The 26,763-nt window shown below is 32.2% G+C and carries 31 protein-coding genes and 1 pseudogene; 14 read left to right on the forward strand and 18 right to left on the reverse strand.

Annotated features, from left to right (window positions below; genetic code table 11):
* Nucleotides 1-322, forward strand: a pseudogene (locus tag BM227_RS12710) (hypothetical protein); the annotation flags it as partial.
* 3 nt (nt 323-325) lie between these two features.
* Here BM227_RS12710 and BM227_RS03670 read toward each other — a convergent pair.
* The 6 genes from BM227_RS03670 to BM227_RS03695 form a co-directional block, all read right to left on the reverse strand.
* Entirely contained in the window at nt 326-1,630 is a 1,305-nt protein-coding gene (locus tag BM227_RS03670) for a DEAD/DEAH box helicase family protein (protein ID WP_092911313.1), read from the reverse strand.
* A gap of 7 nt (nt 1,631-1,637) precedes the next feature.
* A complete protein-coding gene (locus BM227_RS03675; protein WP_092911315.1) occupies nt 1,638-2,243 on the reverse strand; it encodes a class I SAM-dependent methyltransferase in 606 nt (201 codons plus the stop codon).
* A gap of 269 nt (nt 2,244-2,512) precedes the next feature.
* The gene (gene trpC / locus BM227_RS03680; RefSeq protein WP_092911317.1) at nt 2,513-3,301 is read right to left on the reverse strand and encodes an indole-3-glycerol phosphate synthase TrpC; all 789 of its coding nucleotides are present in this window, start codon (nt 3,299-3,301) and stop codon (nt 2,513-2,515) included.
* On the reverse strand, nt 3,298-4,602 hold the full coding sequence (locus BM227_RS03685; protein WP_092911319.1) for a tetratricopeptide repeat protein: 1,305 nt from the start codon (nt 4,600-4,602) through the stop codon (nt 3,298-3,300). The genes trpC and BM227_RS03685 overlap by 4 nt, the downstream gene beginning before the upstream one ends.
* Complete coding sequence (locus BM227_RS03690; protein ID WP_092911321.1) at nt 4,578-4,961, reverse strand: YkgJ family cysteine cluster protein; 384 nt, start codon at nt 4,959-4,961, stop codon at nt 4,578-4,580. The genes BM227_RS03685 and BM227_RS03690 overlap by 25 nt, the downstream gene beginning before the upstream one ends.
* The gene (locus BM227_RS03695) at nt 4,946-5,593 is read right to left on the reverse strand and encodes a tRNA1(Val) (adenine(37)-N6)-methyltransferase (RefSeq protein WP_245757012.1); all 648 of its coding nucleotides are present in this window, start codon (nt 5,591-5,593) and stop codon (nt 4,946-4,948) included. Before BM227_RS03695 ends, BM227_RS03690 begins: the two co-directional genes overlap by 16 nt.
* Nucleotides 5,594-5,688: 95 nt before the next feature.
* Here BM227_RS03695 and kdsB point away from each other — a divergent pair, with 95 nt between their 5' ends.
* Nucleotides 5,689-6,402 carry a 3-deoxy-manno-octulosonate cytidylyltransferase gene (kdsB, locus tag BM227_RS03700; RefSeq protein WP_092911324.1) on the forward strand — a complete coding sequence of 238 codons (714 nt, stop codon included), beginning with the start codon at nt 5,689-5,691 and terminating at the stop codon, nt 6,400-6,402.
* Between the two features lie 6 nt (nt 6,403-6,408).
* Here kdsB and BM227_RS03705 read toward each other — a convergent pair whose 3' ends face one another.
* The 8 genes from BM227_RS03705 to BM227_RS03740 form a co-directional block, all read right to left on the reverse strand.
* On the reverse strand, nt 6,409-7,212 hold the full coding sequence (locus tag BM227_RS03705; RefSeq protein WP_092911325.1) for an ABC transporter permease: 804 nt from the start codon (nt 7,210-7,212) through the stop codon (nt 6,409-6,411).
* A 3-nt stretch (nt 7,213-7,215) separates the two neighbouring features.
* Nucleotides 7,216-9,051 (reverse strand): flagellar hook-associated protein FlgK, encoded by a 1,836-nt coding sequence (gene flgK, locus BM227_RS03710; RefSeq protein WP_092911327.1) that lies wholly within the window; start codon nt 9,049-9,051, stop codon nt 7,216-7,218.
* 2 nt (nt 9,052-9,053) lie between these two features.
* The gene (locus BM227_RS03715) at nt 9,054-9,482 is read right to left on the reverse strand and encodes a hypothetical protein (protein WP_092911329.1); all 429 of its coding nucleotides are present in this window, start codon (nt 9,480-9,482) and stop codon (nt 9,054-9,056) included.
* 13 nt (nt 9,483-9,495) lie between these two features.
* Nucleotides 9,496-9,696 carry a flagellar biosynthesis anti-sigma factor FlgM gene (locus tag BM227_RS03720; protein WP_092911331.1) on the reverse strand — a complete coding sequence of 67 codons (201 nt, stop codon included), beginning with the start codon at nt 9,694-9,696 and terminating at the stop codon, nt 9,496-9,498.
* Nucleotides 9,697-9,756: 60 nt separating this feature from the next.
* Nucleotides 9,757-10,047, reverse strand: a complete 291-nt coding sequence (locus BM227_RS03725; RefSeq protein WP_092911333.1) for a rod-binding protein — start codon at nt 10,045-10,047, stop codon at nt 9,757-9,759.
* Between the two features lie 12 nt (nt 10,048-10,059).
* Nucleotides 10,060-11,124 (reverse strand): flagellar basal body P-ring protein FlgI, encoded by a 1,065-nt coding sequence (locus BM227_RS03730; RefSeq protein ID WP_092911334.1) that lies wholly within the window; start codon nt 11,122-11,124, stop codon nt 10,060-10,062.
* Nucleotides 11,125-11,188: 64 nt separating this feature from the next.
* On the reverse strand, nt 11,189-11,782 hold the full coding sequence (rsmD, locus tag BM227_RS03735; RefSeq protein WP_177201979.1) for a 16S rRNA (guanine(966)-N(2))-methyltransferase RsmD: 594 nt from the start codon (nt 11,780-11,782) through the stop codon (nt 11,189-11,191).
* 4 nt (nt 11,783-11,786) lie between these two features.
* On the reverse strand, nt 11,787-12,152 hold the full coding sequence (locus tag BM227_RS03740) for a hypothetical protein (RefSeq protein WP_092911336.1): 366 nt from the start codon (nt 12,150-12,152) through the stop codon (nt 11,787-11,789).
* Between the two features lie 115 nt (nt 12,153-12,267).
* On the opposite strand from BM227_RS03740, the gene BM227_RS03745 reads away from it, so the two are divergent.
* The 4 genes from BM227_RS03745 to BM227_RS03760 are packed head-to-tail and all read left to right on the forward strand — an operon-like array spanning nt 12,268 to nt 14,616.
* Nucleotides 12,268-12,660, forward strand: coding sequence for a FlaG family protein (locus BM227_RS03745; RefSeq protein ID WP_177201980.1), 393 nt, complete (start codon nt 12,268-12,270; stop codon nt 12,658-12,660).
* A gap of 58 nt (nt 12,661-12,718) precedes the next feature.
* Entirely contained in the window at nt 12,719-13,099 is a 381-nt protein-coding gene (fliS, locus tag BM227_RS03750) for a flagellar export chaperone FliS (RefSeq protein ID WP_092911339.1), read from the forward strand.
* The gene (locus BM227_RS03755; RefSeq protein ID WP_092911341.1) at nt 13,086-13,346 is read left to right on the forward strand and encodes a hypothetical protein; all 261 of its coding nucleotides are present in this window, start codon (nt 13,086-13,088) and stop codon (nt 13,344-13,346) included. The genes fliS and BM227_RS03755 overlap by 14 nt, the downstream gene beginning before the upstream one ends.
* Before the next feature lie 55 nt (nt 13,347-13,401).
* Nucleotides 13,402-14,616 carry an argininosuccinate synthase gene (locus BM227_RS03760; protein WP_092911343.1) on the forward strand — a complete coding sequence of 405 codons (1,215 nt, stop codon included), beginning with the start codon at nt 13,402-13,404 and terminating at the stop codon, nt 14,614-14,616.
* A 166-nt stretch (nt 14,617-14,782) separates the two neighbouring features.
* On the opposite strand, the gene BM227_RS03765 is transcribed toward BM227_RS03760, so the two are convergent.
* The 4 genes from BM227_RS03765 to BM227_RS03780 all read right to left on the reverse strand — a co-directional run bounded on the left by BM227_RS03765 (nt 14,783) and on the right by BM227_RS03780 (nt 19,178).
* On the reverse strand, nt 14,783-15,970 hold the full coding sequence (locus BM227_RS03765) for an ATP-binding protein (protein ID WP_092911345.1): 1,188 nt from the start codon (nt 15,968-15,970) through the stop codon (nt 14,783-14,785).
* A gap of 128 nt (nt 15,971-16,098) precedes the next feature.
* On the reverse strand, nt 16,099-16,911 hold the full coding sequence (locus BM227_RS03770; protein ID WP_092911347.1) for a DNA adenine methylase: 813 nt from the start codon (nt 16,909-16,911) through the stop codon (nt 16,099-16,101).
* Between the two features lie 7 nt (nt 16,912-16,918).
* The gene (locus tag BM227_RS03775; protein ID WP_092911348.1) at nt 16,919-17,227 is read right to left on the reverse strand and encodes a hypothetical protein; all 309 of its coding nucleotides are present in this window, start codon (nt 17,225-17,227) and stop codon (nt 16,919-16,921) included.
* A complete protein-coding gene (locus BM227_RS03780) occupies nt 17,220-19,178 on the reverse strand; it encodes a M3 family metallopeptidase (RefSeq protein ID WP_425431708.1) in 1,959 nt (652 codons plus the stop codon). Before BM227_RS03780 ends, BM227_RS03775 begins: the two co-directional genes overlap by 8 nt.
* An 82-nt stretch (nt 19,179-19,260) precedes the next feature.
* Between BM227_RS03780 and rplI the strand changes: the two genes are divergently transcribed.
* The 8 genes from rplI (at nt 19,261) to mshL (ending at nt 26,737) form a co-directional block, all read left to right on the forward strand.
* Nucleotides 19,261-19,704: a 50S ribosomal protein L9 gene (gene rplI, locus BM227_RS03785; RefSeq protein ID WP_092911352.1), complete on the forward strand. Its 444-nt coding sequence runs from the start codon at nt 19,261-19,263 to the stop codon at nt 19,702-19,704.
* A gap of 3 nt (nt 19,705-19,707) precedes the next feature.
* Nucleotides 19,708-20,244 carry an ATP-dependent protease subunit HslV gene (gene hslV / locus BM227_RS03790; protein ID WP_092911354.1) on the forward strand — a complete coding sequence of 179 codons (537 nt, stop codon included), beginning with the start codon at nt 19,708-19,710 and terminating at the stop codon, nt 20,242-20,244.
* The gene (hslU, locus tag BM227_RS03795; RefSeq protein WP_245757013.1) at nt 20,241-21,575 is read left to right on the forward strand and encodes an ATP-dependent protease ATPase subunit HslU; all 1,335 of its coding nucleotides are present in this window, start codon (nt 20,241-20,243) and stop codon (nt 21,573-21,575) included. The genes hslV and hslU overlap by 4 nt, the downstream gene beginning before the upstream one ends.
* Entirely contained in the window at nt 21,547-22,461 is a 915-nt protein-coding gene (era, locus tag BM227_RS03800; protein WP_245757014.1) for a GTPase Era, read from the forward strand. Before hslU ends, era begins: the two co-directional genes overlap by 29 nt.
* Before the next feature lie 112 nt (nt 22,462-22,573).
* Entirely contained in the window at nt 22,574-24,121 is a 1,548-nt protein-coding gene (locus tag BM227_RS03805; RefSeq protein WP_092911358.1) for a hypothetical protein, read from the forward strand.
* Nucleotides 24,118-24,762, forward strand: a complete 645-nt coding sequence (gene pilO, locus BM227_RS03810) for a type 4a pilus biogenesis protein PilO (protein ID WP_092911360.1) — start codon at nt 24,118-24,120, stop codon at nt 24,760-24,762. The genes BM227_RS03805 and pilO overlap by 4 nt, the downstream gene beginning before the upstream one ends.
* On the forward strand, nt 24,744-25,172 hold the full coding sequence (locus BM227_RS03815) for a hypothetical protein (RefSeq protein WP_092911362.1): 429 nt from the start codon (nt 24,744-24,746) through the stop codon (nt 25,170-25,172). The genes pilO and BM227_RS03815 overlap by 19 nt, the downstream gene beginning before the upstream one ends.
* A gap of 11 nt (nt 25,173-25,183) precedes the next feature.
* Complete coding sequence (gene mshL, locus BM227_RS03820) at nt 25,184-26,737, forward strand: pilus (MSHA type) biogenesis protein MshL (RefSeq protein WP_092911363.1); 1,554 nt, start codon at nt 25,184-25,186, stop codon at nt 26,735-26,737.
* The last annotated feature ends 26 nt before the right edge of the window (nt 26,738-26,763 follow it).

Here is a 26,763-nt window from a genome sequence, read left to right on the forward strand (position 1 = left end):
AACCATTGACAATCAAGAGACTACAACACACTACTATATATCAAATGAGTATAATGATGCAAAAACTTTTTTAACAAAAATTCTTTATGAATGGAGTGTTGAAACAATGCACTTTTACAAAGATACTGCATTAAATGAAGATAAATGCAAAGTCAATAAAGGTGCTTTTGCATTATCTATTCTTAGAAGCTTCGTTATCAATATTTTACATTTGAATAAAGTTGAAAATATTGGTAGAAAAATTGTTGAAACAACATATGATCTTACAGAAGCTTTAACACTTATTTGTATGACAAGAATCAAGTATGGACTTATTAAATGAATATTAGGGTTGGAATGGGCTACTTATTGGTACTAATAATTTTTTCTTTATTGCTTCAACTAATGTTAAAGATACTTCATATTTTCCAAAAATATCTGCAAGACTCTTTTCATCAAGTCTTTTATCAGTAGCAGTTAATCCCAAAAGAGTATTTGGATTAAAGTGTTGAATTACTTTTTGTAAAGTTGGTGCAACAGCATGATGAGCCTCATCAATAGCAATATAGTCAAAATCTGAGCTATTGAATCTTTGATAATATCTACTCATCCAAGAATATGTTTGAATTAAAATTTGTGAATCTGGTTCTTCACCAATTGTTGGAATATCTATAATATCTATATTGTATCTATCTTTAAACCTTATATTAAATTTCTTAATAGTATCTATCTTTAACTGCTTTGTTGGAACAAGTAATAAAACTTTTAAATCCCTATTTTTTTCATACTGGTCTAAAATATCAGCAATTAAGATTTCTGTCTTTCCTGTACCTGTTGGAAGTACAACTAAAAAATTTTTTTCTCCTTTTGCTCTCTTTGCATTTATAGCTTTTAATGAATCTTCTTGATGTTTTAAAAGAGTTATTTCTCTTGAAATAGATAGTTTTTGTAGGTCTAAGAGATCTTCTTTTTTCCCTATGTATTTTTTAATTTCACTATAAAAATTTTCAGTTGATTTCATACCTTCTAATGACCATCTGAAAACTTTATATCCATAAGCTATAAGAGAGTTCTGTTTTTTTAGTTGAGATTTATATTTTTGTTTTCCAACAATTATAGGATGATGATAACTTTCACCATTTTTTTCAATAGCAATATTGTAATCTTTATGTTTTACAACATAATCAATCCATCTTGTTTGACCATCAAAATCAATAATAGGAAATTCTCTTCTAATTTTTGAAAGAGATTCTCTTCCATAACATTCTATAAAAGCTTGCTCAAAATATGCTTCTGGTACACTAGGATCAATCTCCTTTAACTCTCTATTTACTCCACTTTGTTTAATATCATCTTCATTAAAATCATTTTTTAAAATATGGGAGAAAATGGCTACAAACTCACTAAAGTCATTTTCATCATCAATCATAAATCTAAAAAGCTTCTTATATTTATGCATAAGAAAGTTTTGCTCTTTTGTATACTCATTGTATTCAAAGTATTTTGATTTATTACAAATATCATTATCAATGATAATTGCTGTATTGTCTATAGTATTAACAATCAAATATCCTCTTAATAAATCTTGTTTATAAACATAGAATTTACCTAAAAAATCTAAAACTTGATCTTTAAAATTTGAATAAGTCATTACTGTTCTACTTACTCATTACTAAAGTTAACCACTCTATACCACTTCTATTTAGACCATCATTGTTTGTTTGTATATTTTCTATTTTAAATCCTGCTTCTTCACAAAGTTCAATCCACTTATTTTGTGGTAAAACTAAAAAAAATCTTCCTTTATCATCAAAGCCGTTTTTATCAATATCATCTCTAAAAAGAGAAACAGATATTAAAAACTTTCCATCAATGTTAAGTAAGTTAAAAATTTTTAAAAGAGTTAGTTTTAAATCTTCAAAAGATAGATGCATTAATGTAGCTATCGAATAAATACCATCAAATTTTGTTTTAAATTCTAACTCATGAGGTAAAACTTTAGTATATAGAAAGTTACTAATCTCTGGATGTGTTTTTTTTGCTTCTGTTATCATATTTTCAGAACCATCAATTGCAATAACATCAAATCCATTTTTAAACATAAAAGAAGCATCTCTACCAGATCCACAACCTATTTCTAACAATTTATTCTTTTCCCTAAAAGTCTGCAAAAGTAAGCTTTGAACACTTGATACATTTGCTGACTCATATCTATTTACTAATATTTTTGAATTATTTTTATAGTAGTTTAATGTGGTATTCATACTTTAACTGCTTTAAAAAAGTTATGTAGTAAATTATAACATATGATTTTTTACATAAGCTGTATCAATTTGTTAAATAGGATGTTACAAATATCTGAAAATTGTCATCTATTAAATCTACTGTTTAATTACATTACACTTTTATTTACGTCTAACTTATAATTTTGTTTACTAAAAAGTAATGTCTCTATTTTTATCATTACTTTTAGCATTAAAAATAGAGACATTAAACTTTAAATCTTTTGTAGTAACTATCAAACTAAAATTACTTACTGCTTGCCCTTAAGCTTCTTAAGAGCCCCAGAAATGTCATCTTGGCGCATAAAGTGTTCGCCTACCAAAAATGCATCTGCACCTACTTCGTGTAAATGTTTAACCTGTTCGTGATCGTAAATACCGCTTTCTGCAACAATTATCTTACTGTTTGGAATAAGCGGTATCAACTTTTCGCTTAAGTTCATATCCATTTCAAATGTTTCAAGGTTTCGGTGGTTGATGCCTATGATGTTTGCACCTGCAAATATGGCTTTAATAAGATCTTTTTTATCATGAATCTCAACAAGTGCTTCCATTCCCAAGTGCCATGTATATTCTAGTAGTTCTTTGAGCTGTTTGCGAGTTAGTGCTTTGGCAATGAGCAATACAAAGTCAGCGCCATAAACAAGAGCTTCAACAAGCTGGTACTTATCTATAATGAAATCTTTACGAAGTAGCGGCATTGGTACATAGCGTCTTATTTGTGTCAAATACTCAATATCACCTTTAAAATAGTGAGGCTCAGTTAAAATAGAAAGTGCATCTGCTCCACCCTCTTCATACTCTTTTGCAATCATAAGAGGGTCAAAATCTTCACGAATAACACCTTTTGAAGGGCTTGCTTTTTTAACCTCTGCAATGATTCTGTAAGGGTTCTCTTCTGTTGACTTTAAAACTTTATGAACATCTCTTGGCGGGAAAGGGTTGTATGCCAAAGAGCGTCCAAGCCACTCTAACGGATACTCTTTTTTCTTTCGCTCAAGATCAATCTTTGTACGGGCAATTATCTCATCTAAAATCACTTCTTTTTACTCCTACACTCTTGAATTTTTTTCATATGGTTTTTAATCTCTTCATCTTCCATTCCAAGCTTTTCTACAACTTTTTTCATTAGCTTGTAAGCTTCATCACATTGATCAAGTTTATAATAACCCCAAGCTAATGAGTCAATATAAAAGGCTGAGTCAGGTTCAGCTTTCAAGGCTTTTTTAACCAGTTTTATGCCGCGATTTATGTCAATATCATTGTCAATCAACAAATAACCTAGATAATTATAATAGAGTGGATCATCTAATCCTTGTTCAATAGCGCGATTTAATTTATCTACTACACTATTTAAAAGTTTTTTATCATTTTTCTTTTCAGCTGCCTCGAAAAGCAAAATTCCATATTCAGCAAGCCATATAGGATCTAAACTATTATCATAAATCTGTTTTGCTAATTTAGCTGCTTTTTTAAATTGACGTATCTGTTTTAAAATAGCTAAAAGAAGACGATTATCCGTTTTAGAAGATTCAAGCAATTCTATAGCTTGATCATACTTTTTCTCATATGCGTAAATTTCTGCAGCTTTTTGTGCGTACTCACTCTTTTTAGTAGTTTTATAAAGATTGGCATATATTTTTGCCATATTGTTTAAATCACTGCGTTGACGGTAAATCTCTGCCAAAAATGTGCATATTTTCTCAGAACAGCCAATGAACTGTGTATGTGAGCGTAGCATTTGAATAGTTTTATTAACATCTTTTAGTTTATGAAATGTTATTGATGCAATTTTGATCAAAGATTGATCATCGTGATGTTTGCTATAGTATTGGTTATAAAGGTCTATAGCTTCTTGGTATTTTTGCATTACTAAATAGATTGATGCTACAAGATCAATATTTTCCATACTCTCTGGATCTATTTTTAAAGCTTTTTTTGCACTTTCAAGTGCTTTATCAACATAATTTAGTTTTAACTCTGCTAGTGTAAGTAGTCTATATAGTGTAACATTGTTGGAGTGATGTTTTAAAAACGAAACAATCTCTTTTTGTGCGCTTTCATAACCACCTAAAGAGATTAAAAGCTTTAGTGACTCTATTTTATACTCAATTTTTTTAGTCTCTTTGTAGAGTTTATCAAAGAGTGCATATGCTTTAATGTAATCACCATGCTCTTTATAGTAAAGTGCATGCATTATATAACCAAGCTCATTTTCAAACTTCTCTATTTTACTGTCTACATCTATTTCTGATCTGTTTTGAATATTGCTTTTATCTGCACATCCACCAACAAGCAGAAGTGTTATTAAACTAACTATAAAGAGATTATTCCTGGACATTCTGCTTTTAATTCCTCTTCATTATCTTTAAAATATTCCCAAAATGGAAATGTTCGGCACTGAATTGGCCTAACTGGATATATTGCACATCTCTTTTTTTCACGGTCAAAAAAGATGCAATCATACTCACCTTCAACTACTACTTTCTCTTTGATACTAAAACGATACCCTACTTTTTCCAAGTACTGCTTAATGAAACTCTCTTCATCAATATTTAAAAAAGCAGCCATTTCAGGAATTTTTTGAACTGAAACCCATATGTGACCGCTTTCACCTATGCAACAGTTACCTTCACAGGTTTCACAAGCTTTTGGATCAAATGCGAAATTATATCCATCTTTTTTTATGATATCTGACATTTTATCGTATGTGTCCTTGCTTTTTTAAATATCTCTTGTGCTTCTGTGCTGTATTTATCCCCTTCGAAAACTATAAAAGGTGGTAAAACTTTGAGTCTTGCTTTAGAATTTTTCCTTGCGTGTATCATTACAAGCTTTGCCGCACGGTCTGTCTTTGGATGAACCATACGCAACTCTTCAGCTCTTAGTGCTACTTTATTTAAACTTTCTAAAAGCTGTGGTAGTTGTGATGCATCATAACAAAAAATGAAATGTCCTCTAGAACTAAGAAGAGATGCAACTTTTTTAAAAAAAGGCTCTATTGGCAAATGGGTATTGTACCTGCATGCGTTTATATGGCTATTTTGACTTTGAATCACATCAGGATGATAAAAAGGAGGGTTTGAGACTATAAAATCAAAAGGCTTAGTAGCATTAAATTCAAGGAAATCACTCTTTATAAGCTCTGCATCAATTTTGTTGACTTTTATATTTCTTTGTGCAAGTTTGGCCATAACATCTTGCTTCTCAACCATAGTAAGATCTATATTAAAATCCCTCGCAAGCAGTAAGCCAATTACACCTACGCCGCATCCAACATCTAAAAGCCTCCCTTTAGGAGAGTAGGATGATATAAAATCGTAAAGAAACATAGAGTCACTGTTAAAACAGTAGCCTTTCTGAGGTTGATAAAAAAGCACATTACACCCAAATTTTTGATAGAATTATATCAAAAAAGGTTCAATAGATGATCATAATTCCGGCAAGATTGGGTTCTACCCGTTTTCCCAAAAAAGTATTGGCAGATATTGGCGGGACTCCTATGGTTGTAGCTACTGCAAATGCAGTTAAAAGTGTAGATGATGTAGCTGTAGCAACAGATTCTAAAGAGGTAATGGATATTTGTAAATCAAACAACATAAAAGCTGTTATGACCAGCAGTGAACACAAAAGCGGAACTGACCGCATAAATGAAGCAGCTGCACGACTTGGTTTAGATGATAATGAGATAATTATAAATGTACAGGCAGATGAACCATTTATTGAACCAGAAGTTGTTGAAAAATTAAAACAACTGGTTGAATCAACTTGCAATAACAACCGCATAATGATATGCTCTGCATACAAAGCTATCTCAAAAGAGGATGCCAAAGATCCAAATATTGTAAAAGTTATAACAGATGAGAGCGGTTTTGCCATATATTTTTCTAGAAGTATGATTCCTTATGATAGAGACGGAGGATTTGACAGCTACAAAGGGCATCTTGGACTTTATGGATTTACAAGAAGAATGCTTGAAAATTTTTGCAACCTTCCACACGCACCGCTGGAGCACATTGAAAAGCTTGAACAGTTACGTGCACTCTCACACGGGTATGCTATAGCTATGACAGAGGTTAAAACAGAGAGTTTTGGCATTGATACGCCAGAAGATTTACAGAGGGCTATTGCCTGTTTATAACAGGAATCAGCTCAATACCTCTTTTCTGTTTGTCCTGCTCTGCAGATAGTCTGAAATCTGCATTAGTGAAAATGTAACAAGAAAGATCATAAGTCCTGGGAAAAAACTGATCCACCAGGCAATCTCCATAACCTCTTTACCTTCGCTAATAAGGCTACCCCAGCTCATTTGTGGTGGTGTAATTCCAAGTCCTAAAAAGCTAAGTGCACTCTCACTTAAAATTGCACCGCCTACTCCAAAGGTGAAGCTTACAAAAAATATTGGTGCCAGTAGAGGAGCAAAATATTTTAGAATAATTTTTAGAGGGTTAACATTGGCAATTTTAAGGATTTTAATAAAAGGCTTTTCACTTATAGAAAAACTTTCAGCACGGATCATTCTTGCCATTGTCATCCAACCTGTTACTGAAATAACAAAAATCAAAACCCAAACTGATGCTTCAACATAACTAACAAGAGCCAACAAAAGAAAAAATGTAGGAAAAGTTAAAAATAGGTCAACAAGAATGACAAAACCTTTATCGACTTTTCCTTTAAAAAATCCAGCTGTAATGCCAATAATTAAACCAAGCATAGATGCTATCAAAGCACTTCCTACACCAATAATTAAAGATACCCTACCGCCATACATTAAACGGGCAAAAAGGTCTCGTCCCAAACGGTCTGTACCAAAAGGGTGTTCTAATGTTGGCGGCAGCAAAAGTGCGTCTGGATTTAAGTCATATGGATTTACATTATAAATATAAGGTCCTAAAAAAGAGAATAAAAAAATAGATATTAAAATACCTATACTAATACAAGGACATCTCATTGACTACTGTTTCATTCCAAGAAGTGTCTGAATCATCTGATCAATAGTTGTAATGACTTTTGCACTTGCCTGATATCCGGTTTGATACTTCATAAGATTGGTCATCTCTTCATCTATATCGACTTTGCTTATGCTGTCGAACTCATCTACTACACTGTTTAAAAGCGCTTTGGATGTCTCATTCATTGTATGAGCTGATGCAGTAACATCAGCAACTCCAGTGACACTCATTCTAAAAAAACCGCCTAATGTATCAGTTGAATATGGTTTATCTGTTCCATTTATATAAAAATCTACTTTTTTATACTGCAATTCAACCATACTGTTTGCTAGAGTATTATCTCCAGCAACTGGTGCACTATTTCCAGAAATTTTTGTCGGGTCTTTATCAAGAGATGATTCTAATGATATATTTGTAGCATCATCTCCATCTAAAAATCGTTCTAATCCCAATGCACCTGCAAATAGTGTAGGATTGTCAGGGTCTTTCTCTTCAATGGCAAATGTATATCCTGAGTTTGCTTTATCTGTATTCATACTTATTTGAAAAATATTTGAAGCACTTGCTGATAAATAATCATCAATATCATTTGTACCAAGATTGTCTGCATTATCATCCTGCTCAACAGAAAATTGTGCAGCAATATCTTCAAATGTCATATCTTTAGTTAGCGTTATCTCTCTTTTTGCAACCTCATTGCCATCTATATCATAAACTTTAACATAAAATGATCCTTCATTAATAGGAAGATCTGAATTAGATAATGTATTTTGTGGATCAATTTGCGTACTGCCGTCCATTTGAGTTGTAGCGTGGGATGCATATAAGTTATTTGTATTTACTATCAAACTATTTGCGAAACTATCTAATTCATCAATGATATTTTGAATATCTCCATTTGTAAATTTACCTAAATTTTGATCATAATCACTTCCTCGTAAAGAGAGAATTGCTCCAACTTCACCAGTTTTAATATAGTTTGTAATATCAAACTTCTCACCATCTTGTCTTTCATAATACAAACTACTGTATTGACTACCTTCAGCTGTTTTATCTAAAATAATAGGATGATATGTAGCTCCATCAACAAATGAAGCACCACCTATATTTAGATTATAATCACTTCCTGACTCTCTTAAGTTAGAATCTACAGTAGTATTAGAGCTTAATTCTCCTTTTGAAACAGAAACATCAATTAACTTACTTAATGTTAACTCTAATTTATCTCTTTGATCTCGAAGATCATTAGCGTTATTTCCACCTGCTTCATTTGCATTTATACGGGCATTTAACTCTGCAATATCTTTACCTATTCTATTTATTTCATCTATATTGGTTTTTAATCTATCATCTAGTGACTTCTGAAGTTCATCAAGTTTATCACGAGTTTCACGTATTGTAGAGGTAAATATCCTTGTCTGCTCTGCTAGGTTTATTTTAAGTGAGCTATCATCACTATTTTTTGCAAAATCATTCCAAGCATTAAAATAATCTTGCATTCCATTATAGATACCATTTTTATCTATCTCTGGAAAATATGATGATACCTGATCTAGAACATCTTGACGCAGTTGATTATATTCACTTGATGCAGAAGAGTCTTTAAGCCGTTTATATACAAACTCATCATGGATTCGAACTATCTGTGTAACTTTTGCACCAAGACCTACATCACCCGGAACAGTGTTTAGTGGGGTGCGTGGATCAATTGAGACACGCTGACGAGTATAGTATGGGTTCTCAGCATTTGCAATATTGTGCCCTACTGTATCTATTGCTACTTGAGAAGTTTTTAATCCACTGTACCCTATGTGTAATGCATTGAATATTGAAGACATTTCTATGCCCTCACTTCTATTAGTGATGCTGTTTTGGTACTTTTACCTGTATATCCATCTTTTTCAACAGGTATCATCTCTTCATATAATGAGTTGTAGAATTCACCTACTGTTACTACAAACCTTGCGTAGTATTTATTTGTTTCATGTAGTTTTTCAAGCTGTTTGCGCATTATTTCAAGTTTTTCTTGAATTACTGGTCCTAGAACACTATCTATCTGTTTATTAGGATTCTTTTCAATAAGTGCTCTTATAGAGTCATCAATCAGAGATTTGTAGTTTTCAAAAGAGACTATTGCATGCTCTTTAGTTTTTATTCGGTCAAACATACTTTGATGTTTGGCTTGTTTAATATCTTCAATATCTGCTTCAGTAAGTTTAATTAGATTATTTATCTCTTCTATTGCTTTATCAATATAGTGTTCTAACATTATTTCCCCCTTCTTATAAGGGCTTGATCTCCTGAGCCATCTTAGTAGCTGTAGCTTTTAGATCAATGGTATACTCACCATTTCTAATCTGCTCTTTCAGCTTATCTAAACGAGTGGCTTGGTTATCACCCTTTTTTGTTATAACTTTCTGTTCATTTTTTGTTGTTTCAGTAATCAGTGAATTACTCTGATTAATTCCGATATTTCTTATCATTAAGATTCCTTTTGCCTACCAATAGTTCTTACTTCTAATATCGGCAAAAATAGTAATTTATTAACCTTTCATACTTTTTTGCTCAGTCAAATATCCATAAAGAAGTTCACTGTATCCAAAGCTACCAGACAACTGTTTACTAATCTCATCATTTTGCATTGATTTGTATATTTTACGTCCAGGATCTTCTGGTAATAGTGAATCTTTTGTATCAAGTGCTTTATCAAGCATCATTTTTAAAATTATTGCTTCAAATGCATCTGTCTGTTCTCTCAACTTTTCTTCATCTTTATTTGAACTAGAGATTGTTGGAACAGCAGGTTGATATTGATTAATATTGATAGGTTGCATAATTTTTTCTCCTTAAATTATTTCTAAATCAGCTTGAATTGCCCCAGCTTGTTTCATAGCTTCAATAATAGAGATAATATCTTTTGGTGTAGCACCAAGTTTTTTTAGTGATCTGGCTATATTGGCTACGGTAGATGATTTTTTCTTCATTAAAACAGCATTATTTTTAGTCTGAACTTGAACATTGTCTCCAATATTAAAACTGTTTGCATCATTACTATCTATTGTAGGCAAACTTTGTGTTGGTTCAATTTGTATAGTAATATCACCATGTGTTATGACAACAGGTTGAACCTCAATATTTACCCCAGCGACAATTGTTCCTGTTCTTTCATCAATAACGATTTTCTCTTTTGGAGTGTAGTTAATTGAGAGTTCCTGTACATTTGCAAGAAACTCAATCATACTCATATTTTGAGGCTTTTTTAGTCTTATTGTACGTGAATCAACTGCAACTGCTATTCTCTCTTTATAGTATCGGTTAAGAATATCTTGAATAGCAATAGCATTTTTAAAGTTAGCCTCTTTAAGACTCAAAGTTGCTGTCTTTTGATTATATAGGTTATATGGTACTTCCTGTTCAACTAATGCACCTGCAGGAATTTTACCTGCAGTTGCATGATTTAGTGTTCCACCACCTTTACCATTTCGTCCTCCTATTGTTACCGAACCTTGTGCAAGAGCATAAATACGCCCATCAACCCCCTTAAGAGGAGTCATTAGCAATGTTCCGCCTTCTAAAGACTTTGCATCACCAATTGACGACACAACTACATCAATCTTATCACCCTGTCTAGCAAATGGAGGAAGTGTAGCTGTAACAACAACAGCAGCAACATTTTTTGATTTGATATCTTTTGGATCTAGCTTTACATTCATTGTTTGAAGCATATTGGCAACAGTTTGCAAAGTAAACTTTGAAGTTGTTCCATCACCGGTTTTATTGAGACCGACAATCAAACCATACCCAATAAGTTGGTTCTCCCTTACTCCTACAATATTACTAATCTCTTTGATTTTTATGGCATTTAAAGCCAAAGGAATAAATAAAAAGAGTAGAAGAAGACGTACTTTCACAGTTCCACCTTTGCTTTAGTTAGTTACCAAAGCAAAAGCAAAAACTATTCCAGTTTTATATGTTTTAGTTAGAAGAGTAGTAAGAAAGAGAGCTTTTTCCAAATTTTTTTCTTTTTTCCAGTGAAAAAGAACCAATTCTTTCTGGAAAATCAACCTGTGTCATATGTTCAATAATAATTTTTATGACAACTTCTTGAGGAATATCTTCAATCATTCTAATTACTTTTTGGTAAATATCTTCATGCCCTTCACGTATAGCAAACGGAGGATCTATGTATATGTAAGCTTTTTTATCCTCTTTTAAAAGAGTTTCAATAATTTTAGGCAACTGTATAAATGCATCTGCTAAATATGTTTCACAACGCGATGGATCAATTAAACGACAATTAGACTGTAATGTTTTGTAGCTTTCTGAATTTTGCTCTATAAAATAGGCTCTGCTTGCACCTCTACTGATCGCTTCAAGCCCAACTGAACCGCTTCCGCCAAAAACTTCAACAAAATTTTGATCTAATATATCAAACTGTAAAGTATTAAACAGAGACTCTTTTAAACGCGATTTCGAACTGCGGGTAACTGTTTTAGAAGGAAGCAATAACTTCTTACCTTTATATTTTCCACCGATTATTTTAGTTGTTAATTCACTTGTTTTAGACATTTTTTTAATTATCCTTTTGGGCATATTTCTTAAATATTTTCAATAAATCATTAGTAAATTGCTTAGTCAATTGTTCAATCTCTTTTTCAATTGTAGTATCTTCTTCAGTAATAATTGAGTTTAACTCATCTTTTTGCTTTATAGTTTTTAACTTATCTTCTAACTTAATCATAAGTTGTGATCTTGAAAAAGGCTTTTGTAAATCTGCTGTTGGATCGTTATAACCTATATGAAATATAGGCAAATTGCTTTTAACACTATTGTCAGTAATCAATATATTTGCTTCATTTTCAGATACAATATACTGACTCAAAAAATTTTTTAAAGCTTTTTCTAGTAATAAAGATTTACAATTTAATGCAATTTTCATAAATTAACCTGTTTTTTAAATTTATCGTTTAAATATATCTCTATTATACAAAATGTTATATAAACATTTAAATAAAATGTCCGATACTATAAACAGAGGTATTAGGAGGTACATCATGGAAATATATAATACTGTAGCAAATGCTCACCAACCAATACAAACAAAGCAAGATGGTGCTCAAAGAATTCAAACAGCTGAATCACAATTGAATGAGACTAATCCTTCAAAACAACAGAAGGTAGATGAAAATGAAAATGAAGATAAAAAATATAATGAAAAAGAGATAAAAAAGAAACTCCAAGAGATCACTGAACAGTTAAATAAAGAGATGGACACTCTAAATACAACAATCAGATTTGGATTTAATGATAAAGTGGAGGAGATGTATGTCAGTGTCATTGATACAAAAGACAACAGAGTAATAAGACAAATTCCATCTGAAGAAGCTATGCAATTAGCAGCAAAAATGAGAGAATTAGTTGGCATGCTTTTTGATGAAAAAGGCTAAACCTCATTACTTTGCATAATTTAAAAACTAAAAAAATATAATAAATAAAGGATTAAATATGACAGCAGCTAGAGCTTATTCAACTTATTCGCAAAATAATGTACAAATTGAATCACCTGAAAAACTGATTGAAATGCTTTATGAAGGAGTTTTACGTTTCTGTTCACAAGCAAAAAAAGCTATTGAGAATAATGATATAGAAAAGAGAGTTTACTGGATCAACAGAGCAATAGCAATATTTAGTGAATTAATAGTATCCTTAGATCCTGATCGAGGTGGAGAGATTGCTTATTACCTTGAAGGGCTATATGTACAACAGATAAAATTTTTAAATGAGTGTAATATTAACAATGATGTAAAAAGTCTTGAAATTGTTATGAATGTAACAAAAGAGTTGTTAGAAGCATGGAGAGAAGAGATTAGCCATGAAATGGCTTGATGAATTTAAAATTGCTCTTATAGAGGAGAATGATACTAAAATCTCCTCTTTACTATCTTCAATACCATCATTTAATACAATTGAAGAGAATCAAGAAGCTATGGCATTGATAGACCAGGCACGAAAAACTTATATTTTAAAAAAAAATAGACTTGCAAAACAGATGCAACAACTTGAAAAATCTAGAAAGTTTCTTCTTTCATCTGAAAATAAAACTAAACATCCAAAACTCGATATCCACTCATAATCTTTTCAACTCTTTTTAGATAAAATATCTTTAAATTATTTTTAGAGGTAAGTAGATGAAAAAAGAGGTTAAAAAAGTTGTTCTAGCCTACTCTGGTGGGCTTGATACAAGTATCATTTTAAAATGGCTTCAAGATGAGTACAATTGTGAAGTTGTTACTTTTACTGCTGACATAGGCCAAGGTGAAGAGGTAGAACCTGCTAGAGAAAAGGCTCTTAAACTTGGAATCAAACCTGAAAATATCTTTATAGAAGATTTGCGTGAAGAGTTTGTACGCGACTATGTTTTTCCAATGTTTAGAGCAAATGCCATCTATGAAGGCGAATATCTACTAGGTACATCTATTGCGCGTCCTTTAATTGCAAAGCGTCAAATAGAGATTGCCAAACTTACTGGTGCAGATGCTGTTAGTCACGGTGCAACAGGTAAAGGAAATGATCAGGTACGTTTTGAGCTTGGTTACTTGGCTCTAAATCCTGATATTACTATTATTGCACCTTGGAGAGAGTGGGATCTTAACAGCCGTGAAAAACTTTTAAAATTTGCTGAAGCACACGGTATTCCTATTGAAAAACATGGTAAAAAATCTCCTTACTCTATGGATGCAAACCTTCTACACATCTCATATGAGGGTGGAATTTTAGAAGATCCAATGAATGAGCCTGAAGAGGATATGTGGAGATGGACAGTAAGCCCTGAAAATGCTCCAGATAAACCTGAGTATATTACAATTACCTACAAAAATGGTGATCCAGTTGCTTTAAATGGTAAAGAGTTAACACCAGCACAGATGCTTACAGAGTTAAATGAGTATGGTAAAAAACATGGAATTGGACGACTTGATATTGTTGAAAATCGCTATGTCGGTATGAAAAGCCGTGGATGTTACGAAACACCAGGTGGAACCATTATGCTAAAGGCTCACCGTGCAATAGAGTCTATTACTCTTGACAGAGAAGAGGCACACTTAAAAGATGAACTAATGCCACGATATGCAAAACTCATCTATAATGGTTTCTGGTTCTCACCTGAAAGAGAGATGTTGCAAGCTGCAATAGATAAAACACAAGAGAATGTAAACGGAGATGTTCGTCTTAAACTTTACAAAGGAAATGTAATAGTAGTTGGACGACAATCACCAAATACTTTGTTTAACTCAGAGTTCTGTACATTTGAAGAAGATAGTGTTTATAACCAAAAAGATGCTGAAGGCTTCATTCGCCTAAATGCCCTTCGGTTTATTATTGAAGGTCACGCAAGAAAAAAATAGCGATAACAGATAAATGAAAACAATGGAAAGAAAAAAATGACACTCAACAACCTTATATGGGAAATCTTTTCCGTTGTTTTCGTTGTCGCTTTTGTAGTAATAATCTCTCTTGTTTATCAAAAGTGGATACAGAAAAAGTTTGATGAGTAAATTGAATAACAATTTTTTAATACAAAAATCCAAACAACCATAACGGTATGGTGTTATCATACCCGCTCTCAATATCATCAATAGCAAGATATGCTTCTTTAAGACCTTTTATTTGTTTAATATCTTTTGATCTGCCACCTACCTCAATTGTATATCGTTCATCTACTAAAAAATCTCCTTGATGATGATAATGCACTTGGTGCGATGGTAAAAGTTGTGAAACAATAAAACTCTCTCTAATTGCACCAACATCTGCTTTTGCACATAAAACACTAAATAGATTTGGATTATTAAGAAGTATCTTATTTGGTGTATGCAAAGTTTTATGTCCTTTAGATCCTCTTACAATATGAAGTAGTGAGCCTTTTTGCATATACTCAAGATATTTTGCAAGTGTACTCCAAGAGATGCCTACACCATTTGAGAGTTTTGATTTATTAACTTCATAAGGTGTAGTGCTACAGAGCATATATAGTACCTTTTTTAAAGCATCAAGTTTTTCATAATTTATGCTAAATATTGAAGCGAGATCACTATCTATTGTTGTATGTACAACTTCAAGAAGTCTCTCACTATAAGAGTTTATACCCTCTTTAAAAAATGGATAAGCTCCATATTCCAAATAGTCGCTAAAATATTCAAGCGGTTTTATTTCACTGATTATTTCTACAACAATATCTTCGTGTGAGTGGAGTATCTCTTCTAAACTATAGCTTTTTAAATGTACTATGTTTTTTAGTGCTAAAAACTCTCTAAATGAAAGTATAGGCAGATCATACACCAAAGCTCTTCTTGAAAGATCAGCAAGCTCATGTCTAATGCTCATTGCAGATGAACCAGAAAAAATAACCTGTAAGTCGGTAAAATCATAGATAGCTTTAAGATGTGATGGGAAATCTTTAACTTTATGTATTTCATCAAGTAGTAAAAGTTTTCCACCATGAGTATAAAAGTCATCAGCAATCTCATATATGTTTTCATTGAGTATGGAAGGATGGTCGCAAGATATATAGAGTATTTGTGAAGGTTTGTATTTTGAGGACTTTGCATACTGGTGCATTAAAGTTGTTTTACCACTTCCTCTTCCACCTACAATCCCAATGATTTGTGCAGAAAAATCTATTTTATCGTATAAAAAACGTCTAAATGAGGATGGTTTAATACTCAAAAATCGTTTTGAAAGTTTTGCTAAAATGGGTATCATATCAACTCCAGACTATTAAATGTATTTAATATATTTACTATTGTACTATTAAATGCATTTAATATATCAAAATTTCAACATTTTCACTATTGAAATCAACTGCTTTCTTAACCATTAAAACTCCAATATTAGTAGTTAACTACAACAACCTCTTTTATTTTATCTCTTCCATCGCCTTTGCAATTAATTGCACGATTAGCCATTACTATTTTAATATTATAATCTTTGTAAAGATTTAGTATGAAATCTGTATATGAGTTTGAGAGCATAAAATATGCACCTATGCTATTAATATAGTCGCAAAACTCTTTAAGTCTAAACTGCATATCGTCATCAAAGCCCTTGTCGGTATAGGCAGTAAAACTAGAAGTTGTATTTAAAGGTACATAAGGTGGATCAAGATAGATGAAATCTTCTTTTTTAATCAAAGGTTTGATTATCTCAAAATCACCATTTAAAATCTCTGTATCTTTTAATACTTGGCTACAAGCTCTTAAATTATCTTCATCTAACCATTTAGGGTTTTTATATCTTCCAAAAGGAACATTACATTGCCCTTTTTTATTTACTCTGTACAGTCCATTAAAACCAGTTTTATTGAGATAGATAAAACGGCTTGCCTTTTCAACATCTGACAATTGTTCATAACTCTCTTTATCTCTGTCAAGCTCTCTTATTTTATAATAATACTCTTCTGTATTTTGATGCTTTTTTAGATCCTCTATCAATTCATTAACTCTATCTCTAACAACACAATAAAGGTTTGTTAACTCTGTATTGTAATCGTTTATTACTCCATTTTTTGGTTTTAAAGCAAAGAACAAAGCTCCACCGCCAATGAATGGTTCAAAGTATCGATTGTAGTTTGTTGGCATAAATCTCATTAAATCATCGAGTAACTGACGCTTGCCACCTACCCACTTTACGATTGGTTTGCACATATTTCTACTATTTTTTTAGAGCTATTTCAGCCCTCTCTATAAGATCAGAGATACTAAAGCGAATCACTGCATCATCAATTCGTAACATTGCCGGTACAATCTCAAGGAGAAAATGAAATAGTAAAAGCATTGGAAAGAAAACAGTCAACTCTCTCATAAATACTTTAAAGCTATAGCGTTTTTTTAACCACTCTACTGCTTCAGGTCGTCCGTGAAGCAGTAAAAGTCCTTGAATAGCAAAAACAAATCCCCAACATATATAGGTTAATATTGCTCCATAAACAAGTACATAACCCCAAAACTCTAAATCACTCATTTTCCAAACCATAAAGTTTAATCAACGCTTTTGGATCAGGATCACGTCCAAGCCACTCTCTATAAAGCTCACTCATTGGCCTGCTTGCCCCTTTTTGGAGTATGTGATGTTTATATCCATCAGTCATATCTTTTTTTATTTTACTCTCAAAACATGCAAAAAATGCATCAGCACTCAATACTTCTGCCCATTTATAACTGTAATATCCTGCAGCATATCCACCGGCAAAAATATGTGCAAATCCCCACTGAAAGCGGTTATAGCTTGGTGGTTTAATAAGTGATAGACGGTCTCTAAGAGAGTCTAAAAGTTTTTGTACTTCATCTCCTTGATAGAGTTTTTGATGAAGCATAAAGTCAAAAAGTGCAAACTCCAACTGGCGAAGCATACCCATTGCAGCAAGAAAGTTTTTACTCTTTTTAATCTTTGTCATCAAGTCATCAGGCATCAACTCACCTGTCTCTATATGGCGTGCAAAGCGTTTAAGAACTTCGCTTTCATAGGCAAAATTTTCTAAAAACTGAGATGGAAACTCAACTGCATCCCACTCTACTCCATGAATACCACTGACAAAACGCTCTTTGACCTGACTAAAAAGGTGGTGAATAGCATGTCCCATTTCGTGGAAAAGAGTCACTACATCATCGTGTCGCAAAAGTGATGGTGTATCTTTTGTAGAAGGAGGGAAATTACAAACAACAAAAGCAGATGCCGGATACTCTTTACCGTCAGCATCTTCATGATGTGTTTGCCAATCATTCATCCAAGCCCCGCCACGTTTACTCTCTCTAGCATCCAAATCAAAGTAGATTCGAGCAAAAGCAGAACCAGCCTCTTTTAAATCATAAACTTTTACCTTTTCATTCCAAACAGGTACATCAACTTGCTCAAAAGTTATGCTAAAGAGTTCACTTACAAAATCTAAAAGCCCTTGAAGAACTCTTCCTTGCTCAAAGTATGGACGTGTTATCTCATCATCAAAATCTAATTCAAGTTTTTTTAGTTTTTCACTGTAGTAAGCAACATCATAACTTTCTAGACTCTCACACCCATCCTCTTTTGCCAAAGCCTCAAGTTTTTCAACCTCTTTTTTAGCAAATGGAAGACTTGCATCAGCCAATTCATTTAAAAAGCCAACAACTGCATCATCATTTGGTGCCATTTTACTTGCAAGTGATAGTTCACTGAAGTGATCAAAGCCAAGAAGTTTAGCCTTCTCATCACGAAGTCTTAGAATCTCATCTATAACTTCCTGGTTTTCAGGAGCTCTTGTAACATACGCTTTGTAAAGCTCTTCTCTAAGTTTACGGTTTGGTCCATAAGTCATATATGCCATATAACTTGGAATTTGAAGCGTAAATCTCCAAACAGTTTTTCCATCCTTTTCGGTTTTTGCCAACTCCAAATCACTTTCAGGCAAACCTTCTACATCTTTTGGATCTTCTATTATGAGTTCATAAGCATTTGTTGCATCCAAAAGGTTTTGAGAAAAGCGGTTGTTTAATTCACTCAAACGAAGATTAATCTCTTCAAGTCTTTTTTTCTCATTTTCAGGAAGATCAACACCAGAAAGCTTGAAGTCACGGATCTCTTGACGAATAACCTCTTTTTGAGCCAAATCATTAGAATCAATCTTTGAAAAAGCCTCATACAGCTCTCTGTTTTGAGAAAGTTTGGTATGGTAACGTGAAAGCAAAGGTAAAGAGTTTTCATAAGCTGTTTGGGTATCTTTTGAATTTTCTACACTGTTAAGATGCGAAAGTGGAGTAAAAAATAGATCCAGCTTTTCAAAACTCTCCATATATGGACGTACAAAGTTATTGTACGTTTTATCTTCTTTACTAAGCAACTCTTCAATTAACTTTTCATTCTTTTCCAAAATAGTATTAAGTTCTTTAGAAAAATTTTCAAAATCAGGGGTTTTAAAAGGTACAAACATCTTGCCATCCATTCAGAGTTTTTTTATAATTATAGCCGATTTTACGCTATTTTCGATATAATCTCTCCAATATTGAGTGAAGGAGAATATTTTTATGAAAGTTTTACTTATAAAAGATGTAAAAAGTCTAGGAAAAGCCGGAGAAATCAAAGAAGTTAAAGATGGATACGGTAAAAACTTTCTTGTTGCAAAAGGATTTGCAAAAGTAGCAACAGATGAAGTAATAGAAGCTTGGAAGGAAGAGCAAAAGCGAAAAGCCCAAGAGGAAGCAGCTGAGATTGCTCGTTTGGAAGATTTAAAAAAGAGACTTGAGAGTACAAACCTTGTAATTTCTAAAAAGCTTGGTGCCAACGGATCTCTTTTTGGGGCAATTACAAACACAGATGTAGCTGATGCTCTTAAAAAGAGCGGTATTGAAATAGATAAAAAATTGATTCATATAGACCATGCAATTAAAGCTACTGGTTCTTATGAAGCAGATGTTAAGCTTGGTCACGGTATACACGCAAAGCTAAAGTTTGAAGTAATTGGAGAGTAATGAATGTTTGAAGCAACAACCATACTTGCATATAGATCAGATGACTACTCCGTCATTGGCGGTGATGGTCAAGTAACATTTGGTCATGCCGTTTTAAAAGGCAATGCCACCAAAATCAGATCTCTTTACAATGGGCAAGTACTTGCCGGTTTTGCCGGAAGTACTGCAGATGCCTTTAATCTTTTTGATATGTTTGAAGGATTCTTACAAAGCCGTAAAGGTGATATACTAAAAGCTGTTATAGATTTTTCCAAAGAGTGGAGAAAAGATAAAGTACTTAGACGACTAGAAGCAATGATGATTGTACTTAACAATGATCACATTTTTATATTAAGCGGAAATGGTGATGTAGTTGAACCAGAAGATGGAAAGATAGCAGCCATTGGAAGTGGTGGCAACTTTGCTATTTCAGCAGCAAGAGCATTAGACAAACATGCTGATTTAAATCCTAAAAAACTCGTTGAAGAGAGTCTTCATATAGCAGCAGATCTTTGTATCTATACAAACCACAATATCAAAACATTGGAATTGAAAAGATGAGTAAAATAGAAAATATGACACCAAAAGCGATAGTAGAATATCTAGATAACTATGTAATCGGACAAACTAAAGCTAAAAAGACTATTGCAGTAGCGTTGCGTAACCGTTTTAGACGAATGCAGCTTCCTAAAGATATTCAAGATGAGATTATGCCAAAAAACATCCTGATGATCGGTTCAACAGGTGTTGGTAAAACTGAAATAGCAAGACGTTTGGCAAAGATGCTTGGATACCCTTTTGTTAAAGTGGAAGCAAGCAAATATACAGAAGTCGGTTTTGTAGGTCGTGATGTTGAGTCTATGATACGTGACCTTGTTTCAACATCTATCAATCTTGTCAAGCAAGAGCAAAAAGAGCTCAAAAAAACTGAGATTGATGAGTATGTTGAAAAGATGATTATAGAAAAACTTCTACCACCTCTTCCAAAAGGTGCAACAGAAGCAAAACAGCAAGAGTATGAAAACAGTTTTGAAAAAATGCGCCAAAGATTAAAAAATGGTGAATTGGATAATCTAAAAATAGAGATTGAAGCTCCTTCATTTACAGTTGAAATAGATTCAAATCTGCCACCAGAACTTGGCAAAGTACAAGAGTCGCTTGCAAAAGTATTTGGTGGTCTAAATAAAGAGAATAAAAAAGAGGTCACTGTAAAAGAGGCTAAAAATATTCTTCGACAAACAGCAAGTGAACGAATTCTTGATGAAGAGCAGATAAAACAAGAGGCTTTACGCCGTGCACAAGAGGGAGGAATAATCTTCCTTGATGAGATTGATAAAATTGCAGTTTCAAGTCAAAACAGCGGTCGCCAAGACCCAAGCAAAGAGGGAGTTCAACGAGATCTTCTTCCAATTGTAGAAGGTAGCACTGTAAATACAAAATATGGTCCTGTAGAGACTGATCACATTCTGTTTATAGCAGCTGGGGCTTTCCATGTTAGTAAGCCAAGTGATCTGATTCCTGAACTACAGGGACGTTTCCCTCTTAGAGTAGAACTTGACAGTTTAACAGAAGAAGCTCTTTATGAAATCTTGACTAAGCCTAAAAATTCTCTGATTAAACAGTATCAGGCTCTGCTTAGTGTTGAAGGAATGGAGCTTGAGTTTGAAGAAGAGGCTCTTAAAGCTATTGCAAAACTAAGTTTCCAGGCAAATGAAAGAACTGAAGATATCGGTGCAAGAAGATTACATACTGTCATTGAAAAAGTACTAGAAGAGATCAGCTTTGATGCTGATACATATGAAGGTCAAACATTTACTATTACAGCTGAATATGTACATGAAAAACTAGATATGATTGTAGAGAATGAAGATGTTGCACGATACATCCTCTAATATTGCGACGAAAGCAGGCTTTGTAGCCGTCGTCGGTCGTCCTAATGCCGGTAAAAGCACTCTGCTTAACTGGCTTGTGGGCGAAAAACTTGCAATGGTCAGCAAAAAGGCGCAGGCTACACGAAAGCGTATGAACATCATTGTTATGCATGAAAATGCACAAATCATCTTTGTTGATACTCCTGGTATTCATGAAAAAGAGCGTCTTTTAAATCAGTTTATGCTCTCTGAAGCGATCAAAGCTATAGGTGATTGCGATCTTGTACTCTTTTTAGCTCCTGCTAAAGATAAACTGGAACACTACAAAAAGTTTTTAGAACTTAATGCTAAAAATAGACCTCACATTGTTGTTTTGACAAAAATTGATGAAGTAAGTCAAGAAGCACTGCTTGCCAAGATAGCTGAATATCAAGCATTTCAAGATAAATTTTTAGCACTGATTCCAGTCTCTGTTACAAAAGGTGTAGGGAAAGATCAGCTTCTAGATGAGATAACCAAACATCTGCCCCACTCTCCTTGGCTTTATGATCCTGAACTTTTGACGACAACAAATATTCGTGAGATTTACAAAGAGATGATTCGTGAATCTATTTTCGATAATCTGAGTGACGAAATTCCTTATGAAACGGATGTCATTATAGAAAAGATTGATGAATTACCACATTTGGATCGCGTTCAAGCAACCATTATTACTGAAAAAAAGAGTCAAAAGATGATCATTGTCGGTAAAGGCGGTTCAACAATAAAGCGTATTGGACGAGATGCCAGAATGAAAATGGAGCAGTTTTCTCAAAAAAAGATATATCTAGAACTTTTTGTTTCAGTAAAAAGCGGCTGGTCTAAGAACAAAAAATCACTCTCTGAAATTGGTTATAATTTTGATTAAATTATAATATTTTTCTATATTGCTCTATTTATTGTTCAAACATCTTTTTAAGTTCATTTCAGATAGAATTTAAATACCGAAGATGTATGATCAATAAAATGAGAGTGATATTATGTTTTTTTCAAAAAAAAGTATATCTAAATCTGAACAGACCGACCTTAATAAAATAGTTTCTATTGATCCTTATAACTCAATCTACTATCAACTTCAAAACAATACACTGAATAAAGTTAAAAAACTTGAGTTCAATAAAAAAAATCATGTTGTATCTACACTAAATACAAAAGATTTTATTTCTACTGTTATTGAACTTAGTATTAATATTCCAAATGAAGATTTAAAAGATGCTATTGAATTAAAAACATATGAAGATTTAGGGCTAGATCAAACTTTAGCATATGTTATACGCTTTGAAGAGATTTTAGATCGCAACTCTGAAAACAAGCGTTTTTTTAATGTATTTGTTACTGAACCTAATACAATAGAAGAGACTTTTCAATCTATTAAAGAGCAAGTAAAATTCATAGATGCTATATATCCAAAACCTTATTTAATTCAAAACTTATATGAAAAAAATATTCTCAGCCCATTTGGAATACATGGATTTTTATATTTTCAAAGAGAAGATGCCTTTGTTGCTCTTTTTAAGGATGGTAAATATTTATACTCTAAATCTATTAAATTTTCATTTGAAACTATATATGAACATTTTTGCGAACTATATGGTGAAAGAGTAGATGAAGATACTTTTTTTGAAATTATACGCAAAGATGGTATAAACAGTTCAAATTTAGACTACCAAAGTCATTTAAAAAAACTTTTTACAGAAATATTTTTACATATAAATGATATTTTTTTATATACCAAAAGAGCTTTTGAAATAGATTCAATCGATCTTTTTTTTGTGGGTTCATACTTTGGCAAAATAGAAGGAATTGATGAATATATAACTACCTATTTAGGCATAAATTCATCAAACTTTGATTTTGATTATGGAATAGAAAATATAGGTAATGAGTATATAGACCAGTTTCACTATTTAAGTTGTATAGAAGCGCAAAAAACTCTTCAAGGAACTTCAACAGCTCCAAACTTTACACTATTTTTTAGACCTCCTCCATTTGTTATGAGGCGCAGTGGAAAGTTCATTATTACTCTATCTGCGGCTACACTGATAGTGCTTTCTCTTCCTGTTTATAACTACATATATGACTCTTTTATTAAAATAGATATTAAATTACTGCAAAATGAGACAAATAAAATAACCAAACTGAGCAATGCTATTCGTAGTGAAATAAAAAGTAAAGAAAATATTAAAAAAAGCATTGAATCAAAAATAGAGTTAGAAAAAAATCTTTTAGAAAAAAAGAGAAAAATCTTACAAGCCGTGTATGATAAAAAAGTAAACTATCTTATGAAAGCTAAAACTATTGTACAGCTTGGTAACGATATGTCAAAATTTAATGTATATGTTACAAAAATCACAAATAAAGATAATCAATTTATTCTTTCATTATATGCATCAAATGAAAAAAATATAACCAACTTCATAAAATACTTGACAAATCATTACAATCAAATAGTTTACACCGATATAGAAAAGATATATAAAGATAAAAATGGTATATATAGAGGTGATTTAAAGGTCAAAATGTTATGAAAATAGTCGAAGATATTCTTGAAAAACTTGATAACTATTTTGAGCATAAAAAAGAGAGTGAATTTTACATTATAGTACTGGGTACAGTTTTTGCAATAGGAATGTTTTCATACAACATTCTTATTCCAGAAACAGAAGATATGCTCAAAAAAGATTTACAAATTCAAAACAGGCTGAAAGCTCAACTGACAAAAGAGAAAAACTATTTAAAGTCTGTAACAGTAAATGGTGATAACAGATACAAAATTAAAAAATTGCAAAAAGAGATTAAAACCTTAAAAGCAACTCTTAATAATTTAAAAGAGTTAAATGAATATTCTGACTATCAGATTCGCAAACTTCAAGAGCTGCTTTTCAATGAAGAGAATTGGGCAAAGTTTCTTGATTCAATAGCAAAAAAGGCTAATGACAATAGCGTTGATATCGATATTATTTCAAATACTTTTATTCAAAATCAAAAAAACTTTGGACATGTTCTTGAGATTGGTATAGAGTGTGAAGGTAATTATCAAAGTATCATATCATTTATAAACGATATTGAAGAGAGTGAACTTGTTGTTGATGTATATGATATTGTACTTGAAAAAGAAAAAAAATTAAGAGCAAACTTTAAGGTATCGGTATGGGGTATAAGTTATTAATAAAAATTTTTTTATTGTCGATTCTAACTGTTGAAGCAGTTTTTGCTTTAACAGATATTGAAAGAATCGATAAACTTGTAAAAGATATTAAAAAAGAGCGTATTGGTTTAAGTAAAACTGATGCAAAGAAAGCTAAAAATCCTTTTGTAAAAGCTGTACAAAAGAGACAAGAGCTTAAACATGTAAAAAAATATAAAAAGAGAAAATATAATAAAAGGCTTTCTTTAAAAGCAATTGTAAATAACAGAGCAAAAATAAACTATAAATGGTACAGTCATAACTCTACTATTAATGGCTATAAAATAATAAAAATTTCAAATGACTATGTTGTACTTAAAAGAGGTAACAGAACTATATATCTTTACCTAAAAAACAAAAAAAACAAAAATATAAAATTTTCTTCTAATTAAAGGTTAAAGCAATGAGATTACAAAATTTAACACTATCACTTCTTTCTACAATACTTTGTATATCTGTTTATACAACAGACATATATGCTGCATGTGAAGAGAATATTTTCAATATAAAAGCTAAAGCTGGAGTTCGTATATCTGAAATTATTGATCAATTAGCCCAAGAGTGCGATTTAACACTTATTATAAAAGACAACGATGCAAAAAAAAAGCTAAACACTCCTATGAACAGACTCTCATTAAAAGATGCTACTCTACAGGAAGTTTTGAATGTAGTTTTAAATGAGTATAACTTGAACTACTCAATTGAAGGAAATGTTTTAAAAATATCATACTTACTTACAAAAACATTTCACGTTGATTATATTGGAACAGAAAGACAAAGTAATAGCAATACAAAAGTTTCGCTGACAAGCGGTTCATCATCTACACAAAGTATGAGTTCTGGCGACTCTGAAAGTGGAATGGAAATTACATCTGATGATATATTTATTTTTTGGTCAGAATTTTCAGAACAGATAAAAAATATTTTGAATCGACCAGGAGATGAGTACCAAGCTGGGGAACCTGTTATTGACAGAGAGTCTGGTCTTATAACAATTACAGGGACAAAAAAACAGCTTGATCGTGTTGAAAACTACATTAAACAACTAATGGACCGCCTGCATAAACAGGTAATGATTGATGTAAAAATGTATGCTGTTGTCTTAAATGAAGGAAAACAGACAGGTATTGACTGGAGACAAATTTATAGTATTCAAAATATAAAGTTATCTGCCGGAGCATCAAGAACAAACAGTGCAATAATATCTGCACCAGCAACATCAGGTATTAGTGGAATTATTGGTAGAACTGCTATTTTTACAGACTTTGTTATGAATGCAGAGATTGGAACAATTATTAAGTTTTTAAAATCGCAAGGAGATGTTCACTCTGTATCTAATCCAAAAATATTAACACTAAATAATCAAGCTGCTATGATTACTGTTGGGAAACAGTACTTTTATAAAGTGACAAATAGTACAACTACAAGTAACACAGGTGGAAGTACAGTTTCACAAAATGAGATCATTGACTCTGTTTTTGCCGGCGTTTTGCTAGATATTACACCTGAAATTTCATCTGATGAAACAATCACTCTAAAAATAAATCCTTCTGTAAGTGATACAATAAATGCCATTGTAGAGAGTGTAAGCAGAACTATGCCTCCAGATTTGGAACGTCGTCAAATGTCAACTGTTGTAACAGTAAAAAATGGCGATCATGTGATTTTAGGTGGATTAATTACAGAAAAAGAGAATATTCAAAATAACAAAGTTCCTATTTTAGGAGATATTCCTCTACTTGGATATGCTTTTAAGTATGAAGAGAAAACAAAAGAGACAGTTGAGTTGGTTATAATAGTTACACCTTATCTAATAAAAAAAGAAGCACCTGTAAATATGGAAAAGCTGGGTTACAATCAGGTTAATGGTAAAAAATTCAAACAAAGTAAAACTATAATAATAGAGAGTTCAAATAGAGACTCTAAACTTAACAAGAAACAAGTATACATAAAGTAAAATAAACTAAATTATAAAGTGTATTG

Source organism: Hydrogenimonas thermophila, from assembly GCF_900115615.1.
Classification (GTDB): Bacteria; Campylobacterota; Campylobacteria; order Campylobacterales; family Hydrogenimonadaceae; genus Hydrogenimonas; species Hydrogenimonas thermophila.

Coding starts and splice junctions, on each gene's coding strand:
- BM227_RS03670 (WP_092911313.1), bottom strand. CDS start 1,630: ATGACTTATTCAAATTTTAAAGATCAAGTTTTAGATTTTTTAGGTAAA.
- BM227_RS03675 (WP_092911315.1), bottom strand. CDS start 2,243: ATGAATACCACATTAAACTACTATAAAAATAATTCAAAAATATTAGTA.
- BM227_RS03685 (WP_092911319.1), bottom strand. CDS start 4,602: ATGTCCAGGAATAATCTCTTTATAGTTAGTTTAATAACACTTCTGCTT.
- BM227_RS03690 (WP_092911321.1), bottom strand. CDS start 4,961: ATGTCAGATATCATAAAAAAAGATGGATATAATTTCGCATTTGATCCA.
- BM227_RS03695 (WP_245757012.1), bottom strand. CDS start 5,593: ATGTTTCTTTACGATTTTATATCATCCTACTCTCCTAAAGGGAGGCTT.
- kdsB (WP_092911324.1), top strand. CDS start 5,689: ATGATCATAATTCCGGCAAGATTGGGTTCTACCCGTTTTCCCAAAAAA.
- BM227_RS03705 (WP_092911325.1), bottom strand. CDS start 7,212: ATGAGATGTCCTTGTATTAGTATAGGTATTTTAATATCTATTTTTTTA.
- flgK (WP_092911327.1), bottom strand. CDS start 9,051: ATGTCTTCAATATTCAATGCATTACACATAGGGTACAGTGGATTAAAA.
- BM227_RS03715 (WP_092911329.1), bottom strand. CDS start 9,482: ATGTTAGAACACTATATTGATAAAGCAATAGAAGAGATAAATAATCTA.
- BM227_RS03720 (WP_092911331.1), bottom strand. CDS start 9,696: ATGATAAGAAATATCGGAATTAATCAGAGTAATTCACTGATTACTGAA.
- BM227_RS03725 (WP_092911333.1), bottom strand. CDS start 10,047: ATGCAACCTATCAATATTAATCAATATCAACCTGCTGTTCCAACAATC.
- rsmD (WP_177201979.1), bottom strand. CDS start 11,782: ATGTCTAAAACAAGTGAATTAACAACTAAAATAATCGGTGGAAAATAT.
- BM227_RS03740 (WP_092911336.1), bottom strand. CDS start 12,152: ATGAAAATTGCATTAAATTGTAAATCTTTATTACTAGAAAAAGCTTTA.
- BM227_RS03745 (WP_177201980.1), top strand. CDS start 12,268: ATGGAAATATATAATACTGTAGCAAATGCTCACCAACCAATACAAACA.
- fliS (WP_092911339.1), top strand. CDS start 12,719: ATGACAGCAGCTAGAGCTTATTCAACTTATTCGCAAAATAATGTACAA.
- BM227_RS03755 (WP_092911341.1), top strand. CDS start 13,086: ATGAAATGGCTTGATGAATTTAAAATTGCTCTTATAGAGGAGAATGAT.
- BM227_RS03760 (WP_092911343.1), top strand. CDS start 13,402: ATGAAAAAAGAGGTTAAAAAAGTTGTTCTAGCCTACTCTGGTGGGCTT.
- BM227_RS03765 (WP_092911345.1), bottom strand. CDS start 15,970: ATGATACCCATTTTAGCAAAACTTTCAAAACGATTTTTGAGTATTAAA.
- BM227_RS03770 (WP_092911347.1), bottom strand. CDS start 16,911: ATGTGCAAACCAATCGTAAAGTGGGTAGGTGGCAAGCGTCAGTTACTC.
- BM227_RS03775 (WP_092911348.1), bottom strand. CDS start 17,227: ATGAGTGATTTAGAGTTTTGGGGTTATGTACTTGTTTATGGAGCAATA.
- BM227_RS03780 (WP_425431708.1), bottom strand. CDS start 19,178: ATGGATGGCAAGATGTTTGTACCTTTTAAAACCCCTGATTTTGAAAAT.
- rplI (WP_092911352.1), top strand. CDS start 19,261: ATGAAAGTTTTACTTATAAAAGATGTAAAAAGTCTAGGAAAAGCCGGA.
- hslV (WP_092911354.1), top strand. CDS start 19,708: ATGTTTGAAGCAACAACCATACTTGCATATAGATCAGATGACTACTCC.
- hslU (WP_245757013.1), top strand. CDS start 20,241: ATGAGTAAAATAGAAAATATGACACCAAAAGCGATAGTAGAATATCTA.
- era (WP_245757014.1), top strand. CDS start 21,547: ATGAAGATGTTGCACGATACATCCTCTAATATTGCGACGAAAGCAGGC.
- BM227_RS03805 (WP_092911358.1), top strand. CDS start 22,574: ATGTTTTTTTCAAAAAAAAGTATATCTAAATCTGAACAGACCGACCTT.
- pilO (WP_092911360.1), top strand. CDS start 24,118: ATGAAAATAGTCGAAGATATTCTTGAAAAACTTGATAACTATTTTGAG.
- BM227_RS03815 (WP_092911362.1), top strand. CDS start 24,744: ATGGGGTATAAGTTATTAATAAAAATTTTTTTATTGTCGATTCTAACT.
- mshL (WP_092911363.1), top strand. CDS start 25,184: ATGAGATTACAAAATTTAACACTATCACTTCTTTCTACAATACTTTGT.